This window comes from Streptomyces soli, assembly GCF_003999195.1.
In the GTDB taxonomy this organism is placed as follows: domain Bacteria; phylum Actinomycetota; class Actinomycetes; order Streptomycetales; family Streptomycetaceae; genus Actinacidiphila; species Actinacidiphila soli.
Window position 1 is genome coordinate 19,429 of sequence record NZ_RJVR01000103.1, and the last position, 13,723, is coordinate 33,151.

9 protein-coding genes are annotated in these 13,723 nt (G+C 72.2%); 1 reads left to right on the top strand and 8 read right to left on the bottom strand.

What is annotated here, in order from left to right; translation table 11 throughout:
* Positions 1-41: 41 nt before the first annotated feature.
* The 4 genes from EFK10_RS08455 to EFK10_RS08470 form a co-directional block, all read right to left on the bottom strand.
* Positions 42-1,805: an IucA/IucC family protein gene (locus EFK10_RS08455; RefSeq protein ID WP_127355121.1), complete on the bottom strand. Its 1,764-nt coding sequence runs from the start codon at positions 1,803-1,805 to the stop codon at positions 42-44.
* 25 nt (positions 1,806-1,830) lie between these two features.
* Positions 1,831-2,526, bottom strand: coding sequence for a GNAT family N-acetyltransferase (locus EFK10_RS08460; RefSeq protein WP_127355122.1), 696 nt, complete (start codon positions 2,524-2,526; stop codon positions 1,831-1,833).
* 25 nt (positions 2,527-2,551) lie between these two features.
* A complete protein-coding gene (locus EFK10_RS08465; RefSeq protein ID WP_127355123.1) occupies positions 2,552-4,399 on the bottom strand; it encodes an IucA/IucC family protein in 1,848 nt (615 codons plus the stop codon).
* A gap of 72 nt (positions 4,400-4,471) precedes the next feature.
* A complete protein-coding gene (locus tag EFK10_RS08470; RefSeq protein WP_407647015.1) occupies positions 4,472-5,890 on the bottom strand; it encodes a diaminobutyrate--2-oxoglutarate transaminase family protein in 1,419 nt (472 codons plus the stop codon).
* Positions 5,891-6,086: 196 nt separating this feature from the next.
* Between EFK10_RS08470 and EFK10_RS08475 the strand changes: the two genes are divergently transcribed.
* The gene (locus EFK10_RS08475) at positions 6,087-7,265 is read left to right on the top strand and encodes a trypsin-like serine peptidase (protein WP_127355125.1); all 1,179 of its coding nucleotides are present in this window, start codon (positions 6,087-6,089) and stop codon (positions 7,263-7,265) included.
* 62 nt (positions 7,266-7,327) lie between these two features.
* Here the strand turns inward: EFK10_RS08475 and hflX are convergent, their stop codons facing one another.
* The 4 genes from hflX to dapF form a co-directional block, all read right to left on the bottom strand.
* Positions 7,328-8,809: a GTPase HflX gene (gene hflX / locus EFK10_RS08480; protein WP_127355126.1), complete on the bottom strand. Its 1,482-nt coding sequence runs from the start codon at positions 8,807-8,809 to the stop codon at positions 7,328-7,330.
* A gap of 103 nt (positions 8,810-8,912) precedes the next feature.
* Complete coding sequence (locus EFK10_RS08485; RefSeq protein WP_127355127.1) at positions 8,913-10,394, bottom strand: M1 family metallopeptidase; 1,482 nt, start codon at positions 10,392-10,394, stop codon at positions 8,913-8,915.
* Between the two features lie 121 nt (positions 10,395-10,515).
* Positions 10,516-12,648, bottom strand: coding sequence for a RelA/SpoT family protein (locus EFK10_RS08490; RefSeq protein ID WP_127355128.1), 2,133 nt, complete (start codon positions 12,646-12,648; stop codon positions 10,516-10,518).
* 159 nt (positions 12,649-12,807) lie between these two features.
* On the bottom strand, positions 12,808-13,713 hold the full coding sequence (dapF, locus tag EFK10_RS08495; protein WP_127355129.1) for a diaminopimelate epimerase: 906 nt from the start codon (positions 13,711-13,713) through the stop codon (positions 12,808-12,810).
* Positions 13,714-13,723 lie beyond the last annotated feature (10 nt).

Consider the following 13,723-nt stretch of genomic DNA (forward strand, 5'->3'; position numbering starts at 1 on the left):
GCCCACCAGACTAAGGGGCACCACTGACAACGCGTGCGCCGTCACAGAGCGTGCAGAGGGTTCTCGACGGTGCCGTGGACGGCGGCATGCGGCCGCTCGGAACGATCACGGTAGCCGTCGAGGTGGAGGCGGTTGCGGTTGAGGCAGAGCCGGTCGATGCGCGGGACCAGCAGGTCGAAGGCGGCGAAGCGCTCCTTGAGGTGCGGGAAGCGTTCGTGGTGGCGGACGACCTCGTCGCGTACGAGGGCCCAGAACTCCTGCTCGGGGACGCCGAGTTGTTCCTCGCAGAGCGGGCTCAGGTATCTGAACACCCCGATGAAGAGCCCGGAATGGATGAACTGCGTAAGAAACGCAGGCTCCTCGGTGAGCAGCACCGCCCGTACGTCGTCGGGCATCGAGGTGTGCTCGGGCAGCGGTTCGGCGCTGATGTTGACGTCGTCGACGAAGTCCTTGACGGCGAGGCGCACCGGGATGTCGTGGTCGTCGAAGACGACGATGGCGTTCTCGCCGTGCGGCGAGAAGACGGTGCCGTACTGGTAGAGGAAGTGCAGCAGCGGGGGCAGCAGGGCCGCGAACAGCCGGCGCAGCCAGACGCGCGGCTCGAGCCCGGAGCGGGCGACGAGCTCAGCGGTGAAGGAGCGGCCCTCACGGTCGGTGTGGAGCAGGGCGGCCAGGGTGCGGGCCCGTTCCCCGGGGGCGAGGTGGCGGGTGAGCGGTTCACGCCAGATCGCGCCGAGGAGCTCCTTGTACTGGTACGGGACCGAGGGCAGGCGGTCGTAGACGGGGTGCTCGACGGTTACGGAGGCAACTTCGCCGAGCAGGACGACCCGGGTCTCGTCGCGGAGGAAGGGGTCGGCGTCGCGCAGGCCGTGCACCCAGGCGGTGACGGCGGGGGCGGCGAGGGTGCGTTCGGTGGGCAGGCCGCGCCAGACGAGGGTGTTGAGGATGGCGAGCGGGAGCTTGACGGTGAGGCGGTCGGGGCGGGTGATGTTGAGGAAGGTGCGGATGGACTGCTGGGGCAGTCGGAGGTCATTGTCAGTGGGCAGTGGGACGATGCTTCTGTCCGCGATTGAGGGGGTGAAGAGTGGTACGACGATTTCGTCCCACTGCCAGGGGTGGACGGGCAGATAGAGGTAGTCGGCGGGGTCGAGGCCCTGGCCCCTGAGCACCGCGTCGAAGGTCCGGAGGGTGTCCGGGGCGAGTTCGCGTGCGTAGAGCCGGGCGGGGTCTTCGAGGCCGGCGGTGCCCCGGTAGCTGGCCAGGCCGGTGCGGGCGGCGATCCAGGGAAGGGGCTGAGGGTGGCGGGCCTCGGGGGTCCAGTGGGCGGCGTCGGCGGCGGAGAAGCCGAGCCGGCCCTTGTTGAGGACCAGCCAGGGGTGGCCGGTCTGGTGACCCTCGAGGGCGGCGTAGCCGAGGTCGGCCAGCTGGGCGGCGGTGGCGCAGCTGCGGTCGAGGCGGGCGTCGGCGGCGAGGGTGGCGCTGAGCTCGCGCAGGAGGTGGCCGAGGGTGCCGCCGTCGATGCCGAGGACGGTGTCGTGGGCGTGGGTGACGAAGTGGAAGGGGTCGCCGGTGGGGGTGATCGAGGCGGGGTCGACGCGCCAACTGCCGTACACGCCGCGGCCGGCGTGGAAGCGGTAGGTGAGGTCGGCGGTGAGGGGGAGGCGGTAGGCGTCAGGGCCGTGGGCGGGATCCGGCTCGGGGGCGAGCACTTCTTCGTAGGCGAATTCGGAGAGGAGCTTGGCGAGTAAGCGGCGGGCGACGCGGTGCCAGGTCTCCTCGTCGAGTTCCTGGGGAAGGTGCAGCACGTTCTTGGCTCCAGTCGGAGGATGTTCAGAGGAGGTGACGTAGTACGCGGTCGCGGATCATGAGGGCCGCGCGCTTGGCGGGCAGCTCGATCTCGGCGGAGAGGCGGAAGCCGGCCGTGAGGAAGGCGGCGACAGAGGGGGTGTTGCGGAGGTCGGGTTCGGCGATGACGCGGGCGCAGCCGGGCCGGTGGTCGAGGATCTGGTCGGCGACGGCTCGCAGGAGCGTCGCGCCCAGGCCCCGGGCGCGATCGGCGACCCCGCCGACGAGGAGGTGGACGCCGGTGTCGTGCGGCCTGGCCGGGTAGTAGCGGGCGACGGGGTCGAGGTCGGCCCGGTAGATCTCCCAGTAACTCATGGGAGTGTCGTCGAGGACGCCCAGGCAGGGGACACTGCGGCCGTCGCCGTTGAGCTGGGCGCGCAGATGCCTCTCGGTGACCTCGGGCGGGCCGTCCAGTTCCCAGAATTCGGCCACGGCCGGGTCGTTCATCCAGCGGGTCAGGATCCGCAGGTCGCGTTCCGGGCGTACAGGTACGAGCCGGAAGGTGCCGGCGGGGGTGTCGGCCGGGCTCCAGTCGGCCACGCCGTCGAGCAGGTCGTCGACCCGGGTCGGCAGGCCCGGCCCGACGGCGGGGTCATCGGGGTCGTCGGGGAAGAGGACGAGGACCTCGGGCGGCAGCGTGAGGTCGAGGGTGTCGTCAGGGCCGGCGTCGGCGGTCGGCATCGCAGCGGCCTCCTGTCAGGGCGATTCACACAAGGGGGTTGGGGATAGTGACGTACACGGACTGGGTGTCGACCGGGCCGACAAGCTCGTCCATACCGTGCAGCCGGGTGAGGAGGTTCGCCTTGCAGCGCAGGACGGGGGCCTCCAGGAGCCGGGCGGGCAGGCCGGAGAGTCCGGTGGCGGCGGCCTTGGCCAGGAAGCCGCGGAAGGCGGCGATCAGCACCTGCTCGTCGGCGAGCTGCTGGGAGCCGAAGGCGCCGATGAGGCCGAGGACGTTGTTGATACCGACGTAGTAGGCGATGCGCTCGTCGGCGACGGCGTCGGCGACGAAGGTGTCGCTTTCGGAGCCGATGCCCGGGAGGCGGCGGTCGAGCGCCTCGCGGTGGCTCTCGCGGTAGTAGTAGCCCTGGTTGTCGCGGTAGCGGCCGCCGCGGGGCCAGCCGTCGGCGTCCAGGAGGACCAAGGTGTTCTGCTGGTGCGCCTCGAGGGCGATGCCGGCCTCGCCGTCGAGCCACAGGATGGGCTGGACGACCGCTTCGAGGTAGCGCAGGAACCACTCCGCCGCCACGGCCGCCGCAGGGCGCCGGGTGCGGGCGGCGAGGTGGGCGACGAGCTGTCCGAGACGGGAGCGCAGGGCGGTGTCCGGTGCGCCGGGCCAGGGGCGGGGGGAGGTCAGCCCTGCGACGCAGGCGGCGTCGTCGGTGGGGCCGAAGGGATTGTGGCGGAGGACGACGTCCAGGCCCTGGACCGGTTCGCCGTCGTCGGGGGTGTTGACGGCGAGCCAGGCGGGGTCGCGCACGATGTCGAAGCCCGGGTGCGCCGCGCGCCACTGCTCGGCGAGTCCGCTGCGCAGTAGCCGGTGCACCTCGACCCCCCGGCGCAGCTCCTTGCGGAGGTTCTCCCGGCGGGAGTTGGTGATACGCAGGCCCAGGGACAGCTTCAGCATCGCGGGCGCGCCGGGCCGGTAGACGGTGCGTACGGAGGAGGTGGGGTGCCAGGGGTCCCCGGCGGGGCCGAGGTCGTGGAGCAGGCCCGCGTCGAAGAGCGCCCGGGCGTCGGGGCGATGCCGGATGTCCTCGGCCTGCCACGGGTGCATCGGCAGCGGCGCGGTGCCCTCAGGCAGGCGCAGGCCCGGGCCGCCGGCGAGCCCGGCCGGTCCGGCGAGTCCCGCGAGGAGCTGGTCCGCGGCGACCGGGCGGCCGCGTTCGGTCCAGGCGGAGTCCATGGCCAGGGCGGACCCGTCGACGGCCAGCCAGTGAAGGGGAAAGGCGCCGCGCAGTTCGGGCGAGTAGTCGCGGGCCTCCGCCTCGGAGAGGCCTTCGCGGCCCTTGGGCGTGGGGTGGAGGGGGTGGCCCAGGATCAGTGCCTGCTCGGCGTCGAGGAAGGGGTGCGTGTTCGCGGGGCCCGCGGGTGCGGCACGGCGTTCGGTGATGAAGACGGCCGTCCGCCGTACGGAGTCCACCACCCGGCCCACCAGGTCCGCGCCGTCCGGCCCGACCAGCTCGGCCCCGGCCGCCGCCTCCCGCGCGATCAGGGCAGCCACGGTCACGGCGTCCGCGGGTGGGCCGCCGGCCTCGAACCGCGCGGTCCCGAAGCGGTGGTAGCCCACGGCCGACCAGTGCCGCACCCTGACCCGCAGCGCGGTCCCGCTGGCCGCGAACGACACCCGCAGCACGCCGTCCCTCGGCTCGGCCAGGCCCGTCTCGCGCACCCAGCACCGCAGCAGGCCCTCGACCCCGGCAGCGTCGGCTGCGCCATAGGCGTCGGCCTGCTCCAGCGGGTCGTCCGTCGCCGTCCCGCGCCGCGCCTGCAGCGGTACGGCGGCCTGGTCCGCGGCTTCAGCCGGTTTGTCAGTGCCCGGAAGCACGGTCATCGCTTCGCTCCGTTCCTGCGGCCGCGAGTCGGGGCGGCTTCAAGGCCGCCGAGCCGCGCCGTGGTGCGCTGGTCATGCCGCGCCCTCGCGCGTGTCGCGTTCGGCCGCCGCAATGGCGTCGGCGAGGCGGTCGAGGACGGCTTCGGATTGTTCGTCGGTGATGGTGAGCGGGGGAAGGAGGCGGATGACGGCGGAGTGCCGACCGCCGAGTTCGAGGATGAGGCCGCGCTGGAGGGCTTCCCGTTGGACGGCGGCCGCGAGGCGGGGGGCGGCGGGCAGCGAGCCGTGGTCGTCGGGTTCACCGGCGGTGTCGACGAGTTCGAGGCCGAGCATGAGGCCCCGCCCTCGGACGTCACCGACGCAGGAGTGGTGGGCGCCGAGGCCGCGGAGCCGGGCGAGCATCCCTTCGCCGAGCCGAGCGGCGCGACCGGCGAGGCCCTGCTCGCGTACGTACATGAGGGTGGCGGCACCGGCGGCCATCGCCAGCTGATTGCCTCGGAAGGTGCCGGCGTGGGCGCCGGGGCGCCAGGTGTCGAGCTCTTCGCGGTAGACGATGACGGCGAGCGGGAGGCTGCCGCCGACGGCCTTGGACAGCACCATCACGTCCGGGACGATGCCGCTGTGCTCGACCGCCCAGAAGGCGCCGGTGCGGCCGACACCGGTCTGCACCTCGTCGGCGATCAGCGGGATGCTGCGGGATGCGGTGATCTCCCGCATCCGGCGCAGCCAGGAGTCCGGCGCCGCGATGACCCCGCCCTCGCCCTGGACCGGCTCGAGGATCATGCCGGCGGGCGGCTGGATGCCGCCCTTGGGGTCGTCCAGCATATTCGCCGTGAGCCGGGTGCCCAGCTCCGCGCCCCGGTCGCCGCCGACACCGAAGGGGCACCGGTAGTCGTACGGGTAGGGCAGCCGGGTCACCAGCGCGCCGGCGGCCTCGCCCGCCGCGCCCCGCACCGCCGTGTCGCCGGTGGCGGCCAGGGCGGCGGCGGTCATGCCGTGGTAGGCCCCGGAGAAGGCGAGCAGGCCGCTGCGCCCGGTGGCGGTACGTACGAGCTTGATGGCGGCCTCGACCGCGTCCGTACCGGCAGGTCCGCAGAACTGGACGCGTCCGTGCTCGGCCAGCTCCCGGGGCAGGGTCTCGAACAGGGCCGTGGTGAAAGCGTCCTTGACCGGGGTGGCGAGGTCGAGGACATGCAACGGCGCCCCGGAGTCGAGGACTTCGCGGATCGCCTCCAAGACCACCGGGTGGTTGTGGCCGAGCGCCAGCGTGCCCGCGCCGCAGAGGCAGTCGAGATAGCGGCGGCCGTCGGCACCCTCGACCGTCATGCCACGGGCCCGGACCGGGACGACGGGCAGCGAACGGGCGTACGTCCTGGCCCCGGACTCGCGCAGCGACTGGCGCCGCAGGATGCCGTCCCCCTCGGCGAAGTCGTCGGCCGGGCCAGCCAGTTGGCCCGGCAGTCGCTCCGGCGCGCTCGAAATGGCGGCCACGCACTCACTCCTCGGCATCGGCGGCGGCTCCCCCCGCCACCTCCAACGACCGGCCGCGCTCGCGGGCAACTGCCTGCGCTCAAGATCCTCACAACGGAACCACAGACCCGCCCGTGGCCGTCCTCAACCACACCGGCATAGTTGGGCGTTGCCCGTCACCGGGCGGAAGTCATGTTCACAACAGGGGGATCCACCCATGCCATCCATACGGCCAGCCGTCGCCGCGGCCGCCGTCGCCGCAATACTCGCGGTGACCGCCACAGCATGCGGGCCGTCCGACAACACAGCGGACGACAAGCCGAGCCCGTCCGCGACCACTTCGGGCACCAGCGGCCTGAAGCTCCCCACCTCCCTCCCCACCAGTGCCGAGGACCTCGGCAAGTGGAAGGACGCCCTGAAGAAGGGTGGCTGGAAGAACTGGGACAAGGAGAAGTGGCTGCGGGACGCGGCCGACTTCATCAACCCGATCATCAAGAACCTCTGGGACGCGGACCGCCTGCGCCACGCCGACAAGACCCCGGCCGAGGACCAGGACACGTCCGACGTCTCCAGCGCCGACAGCGGCACCACCGACCCTCAGCCGTCGGCGGTCAACGCCAAGCAGCTGTCCACGCCGTACCACAGCGCCTCCCCCGCGACCGGCAAGCTGCTCTTCGACATGCCCGAGGGCCAGGCGGTCTGCTCCGCCACCGTCGTGCGCGACCCCGCCCACCCGGGCAAGAGCAACCTCGTGTGGACCGCCGGGCACTGCGTGCACGCCGGCGCCTCGGGCGGCTGGTACCGCAACATCGTCTTCGTACCGTCCTTCAACGACACGGGCCTGACCGGCTCCGCACTGAAGACCGCCACCAAGGCGCAGCTCGCCCCGTACGGCACCTGGTGGGCGCAGAAGGCCGGCACCTCGCAGCAATGGATCGACGGCGGTGGCGAGTCCTCGGCGACCAGCACCGCCTATCCGTACGACTTCGCCGTGCTGAAGGTGACCAACCCGGACTCGACCAAGTCCCTGGAGGAGACGGTCGGCGCCTCCGTCCCGGTGTGGTTCAACGCCCCCACCGCCGACGGCATCAACAGCCTCCGGGCCGACGGCTACCCCGCCGCCGCCCCCTTCGACGGCTACGGCTACCAGCAGTACAGCTGCACCGCCGACCCGGTCCGGCTGAAGCTCACCTCGGACTCGCCGACCATGAACTGGGTGGGCTGCACCATGACCGCCGGTGCCTCGGGCGGCGGCTGGTTCGCCAGGAAGGCGGACGGCACGACTGCGCTGGTCAGCAACACCTCGATCGGCCCGGCCGACGCCCACACCTGGCTGGCGGGACCGCATCTCGGCTCCCAGGCCAAGTCCCTCTTCGACAAGGTCCGCTCCTCATAGCTGATGGCGAAGGCCCGCCCCCCCATCCAGGGAGCGGGCCTTCGTCGTACGACTACGCGGGATCAGCGCCGCGCGACCAGCGCGTACGGCCCCAGGTCCGCGGCCAGCTCGTCATGGACCCGCGCCTTGAGCAGCGTGCCCTCGCCGGTGTGCTCCTCGGAGAGCACCTCGCCGTCGGCATGCGCCCGGGCGACCAGTCCGCCGTGCGTGTACGGGACGAGCGCCTCGATCGTGACAGCCGGGCGCGGCAGTTCCTCGTCGATCAGCTCGAGCAGCTCCTGGATGCCCAGGCCGCTGCGCGCGGAGACCGCGATGGCATGCTTCTCGTTGCGCAGCAGGCGCTGCAGTACCAGCGGGTCCGCCGCGTCCGCCTTGTTGACCACCACGATCTCGGGCACGTCCAGCGCGCCGACATCGCGGAAGACCTCGCGTACGGCGGCGAGCTGCTCCTCCGGCACCGGGTGCGAGCCGTCGACCACATGCAGGATGAGGTCCGCGTCGCCGACCTCCTCCATCGTCGAGCGGAAGGCCTCGACGAGGTGGTGCGGCAGATGGCGTACGAAGCCGACGGTGTCGGCCAGCGTGTAGAGCCGCCCGCTGGGCGTCTCGGCCCGGCGCACGGTGGGGTCGAGGGTGGCGAACAGCGAGTTCTCCACCAGGACGCCCGCGCCGGTGAGCCGGTTGAGCAGCGAGGACTTGCCGGCGTTGGTGTAGCCGGCGATCGCGACCGAGGGCACCTTGTGGCGCTTGCGCTCCTGGCGCTTGAGGTCGCGGCTGGTCTTCATCTCCGCGATCTCCCGGCGCATCTTCGCCATCTTCTCGCGAATACGACGCCGGTCGGTCTCGATCTTGGTCTCACCGGGACCACGGGTGGCCATACCGCCGCCCGAGGAGCCGGAGCCACCGCCACCCATCTGCCGGGACAGCGACTGGCCCCAGCCGCGCAGCCTCGGCAGCATGTACTGCATCTGCGCGAGCGAGACCTGCGCCTTGCCCTCACGGCTCTTGGCGTGCTGGGCGAAGATGTCGAGGATCAGGGCGGTGCGGTCGACCACCTTGACCTTGACGACGTCTTCCAGGTGGATGAGCTGGCCCGGGCTGAGCTCACCGTCGCAGACCACGGTGTCGGCGCCGGACTCCAGGACGATCTCCCGGAGCTCCTGCGCCTTGCCGGATCCGATGTACGTGGCCGGGTCGGGCTTGTCGCGGCGCTGGATCACGCCGTCGAGGACGAGGGCGCCCGCTGTCTCGGCGAGGGCCGCGAGCTCGGCCAGCGAGTTCTCGGCGTCGTCCGCGGTGCCGTCCGTCCAGACGCCGACCAGGACGACCCGCTCCAGGCGAAGCTGACGGTATTCGACCTCGGTGACGTCTTCGAGCTCGGTGGAAAGTCCCGCGACTCGGCGGAGCGACGCACGGTCGGAACGGTCAAACTGGTCGCCGTCACGCTCGCCGTCGATCTCGTAGCCCCAGGCGGCGTCCTCTTCCATCAGGGCTTCGGCCCGAAGGCCACGGGTTTCCGGAGAAGAAGAAGTGGAGGAGGTCATTGGATCCTTTGCTCGGTGGCGGGCAGATGTCCTGGGGTTTCCAACACCGGGCGGGCCCGGAGGATTCCCCTCGCACGATGGTCGCACGGGCGCTCACCCCGCGTCACGCATGTTTTGTGATGCTCACGCCGTGCGGCTTGCTCGTGGCGGGGGCCGTGCCGTCGCTCTTCCAGTCGGAGTGCCCCGGCATCGGCGGGGTGTCCTTGCCGTACAGCCACGCGTCCAGGAAGCCGGTCAGGTCGCGGCCGCTGATCTGGGAGGCGAGGGCGATGAAGTCCCTGGTCGAGGCGTTGCCGTCGCGGTGGCGGGTGACCCAGGCGCGCTCCAGGCGCTTGAAGGCGGCGGGGCCGATCTCGGTGCGGAGTGCGTACAGGGCGAGGGCACCGCTGACGTAGATATTGGGCCGGAAGATGCCGAGCTTGTCGTTCGCGGCGGGGGGCAGGGGGGCGGCGGGCGGGCCGCCGGCGTCGCGGACCTTGCGGTCGCCGCGGTAGGCGGTGCGGACCAGGTCCTCGAGCTTGAGGCCGTACTTCTCGGCGGCGTACAGCCACTGGTACCAGGTGGCGTGGCCCTCGTTGAGCCATACGTCGGACCAGGAGGCGGGGGTGACGCTGTCGCCGAACCACTGGTGGGCCAGCTCGTGGACCATGACCGGGGCAGTGTCGGCCTCGGAGGCGAGCAGCACGTGGCGCTCGAAGAGGGAGAGGGTCTCGGTCTCCAGCTCGAAGCCGGTGGTGGTGTCGACGCTGAGAATGCCGTACGTCTCGAAGGGGTACGGGCCGACCTGCTTCTCCATCCAGTCGATCTGCCCGGAGGTCAGGGCGAGCCGCTTTTCCAGCTTGTCCTTGTCGTTGTCGGCGGCGCCGATGACGTCGCGCAGCGGCAGGCCGTGCGGGCCGGTGCGGTGCAGGACGGTGGAGTGGCCGATCGAGACCTGGGCCAGCTCGGTGGCCATGGGGTGGCTGGTCCGGTACGTCCAGGTGGTGGCGGGCCCCCCGGTCACCTCGGCCTCGCGCAGGCCGTTGGCGACGACGGTGAGGTCCTTGGGGGCGGTGACGTGGAAGGCGAAGCGCGCCTTGTCGGAGGGGTGGTCGCTGCAGGGGAAGACCCGGTGGGCGGCGTCGGCCTGGTTCGCCATGGCGAGCCCGTCGGGGGTGCGGATCCAGCCGCCGTCGTCGCCGGCCTTGGGGTCGCTGGTGTGGGTGACGGTGATACGCAGCCGGCTGCCGGCCGGCACGGGCATCCCCGGGGTGATCACCAGCTCCTCGCGCTCGGTGGAGTACTGGGCGGGGCGGCCGTTGACCTGGACCGAGCGGACCGTGCCGCGGGCGAAGTCGAGGTCGAAGCTGGTGAGGTTGTCCTTGGCGAGGGCGTCGATGCGGGTGACGGCGTCGAGCGGCTGGTCGTTGCCGTGGTAATCGAAGGTGATGTCGTAGTTGAAGACGTCGTATCCGGCGTTGCCCAGGTCCGGGTACAGCCGGTCGCCCACCCCTGCGGGGGAGGCGCCACCGGGCAGGGCCGCGGCGGTCAGAACGAGCACCGCGAAGGCGGTGAGTGTACCTCGACGCGCATAGTGTCCGATCATGCAATACGGCTATCAGCAGGCCGTACGCCTACGCTGGCGGCGCGTCCGCATCCCACCCGAACGGGTGGCAGCCCCTCTGGCCACCGGCCCGACCCAAGGCCCGGCTGCCCTGGGCAGCGGACTAGGCCCGGACGGCGGCCACCTGCCGCTGCGCCCGGTAGACGTCGTAGACCCCCGGGACCGCCCGCATGGCCCGCATCAGGGCGGGCAGCGCCTCGGCGTCGGGCAGCTCGACGGTGTAGGTGTGGCGGACGCGGTGCTCCTGCGGTGGCTCGACGGCCGCGAAGACGATGCCGACGCCCTGGCCTGCGATGACCTCGGTGAGGTCGGCCAGCAGGCGGGGACGGCCGAGTGCCTCGGCGAGCAGGGTCGCGCGGTAGCCGGAGCCGGCGGTGCCGATGCGCCAGCGCACGGGGACCTGGTCACGGCCGGCACTAGCCATACGGTCGGCGGTCGGGCACTCGCTGCGGTGCACGGCGACCGTGCCGCCCCGGATGACGAAGCCCGTGACGGCGTCCGGCGGCACCGGGGTGCAGCAGCGGGCCAACCGCACGGCCGCCCCCGGCAGATCGGTCTCGGCGACGGGGTCGGCGGCGCGGGAGGTGACGGCGGCGGCGGCGCGCACGGCGGGGGCGGCGGGGGCGGCCTCCGCGGCCGAGGCGGGGTGGGCGTCCAGCCAGCGGGTGATGGCGATTCGGGCGGCGGGGGTGCGGGCGTGCTCCAGCCAGTCCGGCGAGGGGCCGTACACGTCACTGCCCGGGCCCTCGGCGCCCATCAGCAGCTGCAGGGTGTCGCCGTCGCGCAGCACCGTGCTCAGCGGGGCGAGCCGCCCGTTGACCCGGCTGCCGACGCAGGCATGGGCGGCCTCCCCGTGCAGCGCGTACGCGGCGTCCACGCAGGTCGCGCCGTCGGTGAGGCCGACGGTGCCGCCGTCGGCGGAGAAGACGGTGATCTCGCGGTCCTGGGCGAGCTCGTCGCGCAGGGCGCTCCAGAAGGTGTCGGAGTCGGGGGCGTCGCGCTGCCAGTCCAGCAGCCGGGAGAGCCAGCCTGGCTGGGTGGGGTCGACGCGCTCGCCGTCCGTCGTCACCGGGGCTTCGCCCACCGCGTACGGATTGCCGAGCGCGACGACGCCGGCCTCGGCGACCTTGTGCATCTGCCGTGTACGGACCAGGACTTCGGCGATCTCGCCCTTGCCGTCGGCGATGGCGGTGTGCAGCGACTGGTAGAGGTTGAACTTGGGGGCCGCGATGAAGTCCTTGAACTCCGCGATGACCGGCGTGAAGCAGGTGTGCAGCTCGCCCAGCACCGCGTAGCAGTCCGCGTCCTCGCCGACGAGCACCAGGATCCGGCCGAACTGGCAGCTGCCGGGCCGGATCCCGCCGCGTTTGACCCGCACCCGGTGCACGGAGACGGCATGGCGGGGCCGGACCAGCACCTCGGCCGGGATGCCGGCCTCGCGCAGCACGCCGCGCACATCGACAGCGACCGTCTCCAGCGGGTCGGGGAGCGCGGCGTGCGCGATGAGGGACTCGCGGGTCCGGTCGTAGTCCTCGGGGTGCAGGATCGCGAAGACCAGGTCCTCCAACTCCGTCTTGAGCGCCTGCACGCCCAGCCGTTCGGCGAGCGGGATCAGGACGTCGCGGGTGACCTTGGCGATGCGCGCCTGCTTCTCGGGGCGCATGACGCCGAGGGTGCGCATGTTGTGCAGCCGGTCGGCGAGCTTGATGGACATGACCCGTACGTCGTTGCCGGTGGCGACCAGCATCTTGCGGAAGGTCTCCGACTCGGCGGCGGCGCCGTATTCGACCTTCTCCAGCTTGGTGACGCCGTCGACGAGATAGCGGACCTCCCCGCCGAACTCCTCGCCGACCTGGTCGAGGGTCACTTCCGTGTCCTCGACGGTGTCGTGGAGCAGAGAGGCCGTCAAGGTCGTGGTCTCCGCGCCGAGTTCGGCGAGGATGAGGGTGACGGCGAGCGGGTGGGTGATGTACGGCTCGCCGCTCTTGCGCATCTGGCCCCGGTGCGAGGACTCCGCCAGGACGTAGGCGCGGCGGAGGATGTCGATGTCGGCGCCGGGATGCTGGGCCCGGTGCACCTTGGCGATGTGCTCGATGGCGTCCGGCACCCGGCTGCGGCCGCTGCCCGGCCCGAGGAGTGCGGCCCGGCCCAGTCTGCGCAGATCGGCCCCGCGGAGCATGAGCCTGCCGCGCCCGCCCCCACTGGACACGGCATCCACTGCGTTGTCTGCGCTCATATCGCACCTCCGGCAGCGTCGACCGGCGGCGGGAACACATCCGTGCCGGTGCTTGATGCTACCGAGCCCACCACGTGCGGCTGCCGCGCTCTCGCCCAGAGTGATCGTCATCACCCGTTCGAGGGAACGCGTGCGGTTTGAGTGGCGCGTTTTGCGGGTTCAGGTGCTGGGGTCCCCGGCCGGCGTACGGCTCACGCCGAGCCAGGCGGGGTCGATCACGCCCTCGGCCACGATCACCGCGGGCCCGGTCATCTCCACCGTGCCGTCGACCCGTTCAGTGATCACCACTCGGCCGCCCGGCAGATCCACCGTGTACGTCACCGGACGCCCCGTCACCGCCGGGTCCGCGCCGTCCCTGCGGGCGGCCGCCACCATCACGGCGCAGGCGCCGGTGCCGCACGAGCGGGTCTCGCCTGACCCGCGCTCATGGACCCGCATCGCCACATGGCGCGGGCCGCGTTCGACCACGAACTCCACGTTGACGCCTGCCGGATAGGCCTCCGCCGGGACCGTGGCGGGGGCGGTGAGGAGGTCACCGGCCTCGGCGAGGTCGGCGACGAAGGCCACGGCGTGCGGATTGCCCATGTTGACGTTCCGGGCGGGCCAGGTGCGGTCGCCGACGCCGACCGTCACGTCGCCCTGCGGGAGCAGGGCGCTGCCCATGTCGACGGTGATGTCACCGTCTCCGCCCTTGGCGATGTGCACCCGGCGGACCCCGGCCCGGGTCGCGACCGCGAGGTCCCCGGCCTCGGCGAGCCCGGCGCGCTGCAGATACCGGGCGAAGACCCGTACGCCGTTGCCGCACATCTCGGCGATGCTGCCGTCGCCGTTGCGGTAGTCCATGAACCACTCGGCCTCGTCGGCCATCGCCGCCGCCTCCGGGTGCGCCGCCGACCGTACGACCCGCAGCATGCCGTCACCGCCGATCCCGGCGCGCCGGTCGCACAGCCGCGCCACGTCCTCCGGGGACAGCTCGATCCGCCCGTCGGGGTCGGGGACGATCACGAAGTCATTCTCGGTGCCGTGGCCCTTGAGGAAGGGCAGGCCCTGTGCTGCGGTAGTCACGTATCCGATC

What these genes read in the sequence shown, in the direction of transcription:
- EFK10_RS08490 (WP_127355128.1), bottom strand. Translation starts at nt 12,648, where the DNA reads ATGAGCGCAGACAACGCAGTGGATGCCGTGTCCAGTGGGGGCGGGCGC.
- EFK10_RS08460 (WP_127355122.1), bottom strand. Translation starts at nt 2,526, where the DNA reads ATGCCGACCGCCGACGCCGGCCCTGACGACACCCTCGACCTCACGCTG.
- hflX (WP_127355126.1), bottom strand. Translation starts at nt 8,809, where the DNA reads ATGACCTCCTCCACTTCTTCTTCTCCGGAAACCCGTGGCCTTCGGGCC.
- EFK10_RS08475 (WP_127355125.1), top strand. Translation starts at nt 6,087, where the DNA reads ATGCCATCCATACGGCCAGCCGTCGCCGCGGCCGCCGTCGCCGCAATA.
- EFK10_RS08485 (WP_127355127.1), bottom strand. Translation starts at nt 10,394, where the DNA reads ATGATCGGACACTATGCGCGTCGAGGTACACTCACCGCCTTCGCGGTG.
- EFK10_RS08465 (WP_127355123.1), bottom strand. Translation starts at nt 4,399, where the DNA reads ATGACCGTGCTTCCGGGCACTGACAAACCGGCTGAAGCCGCGGACCAG.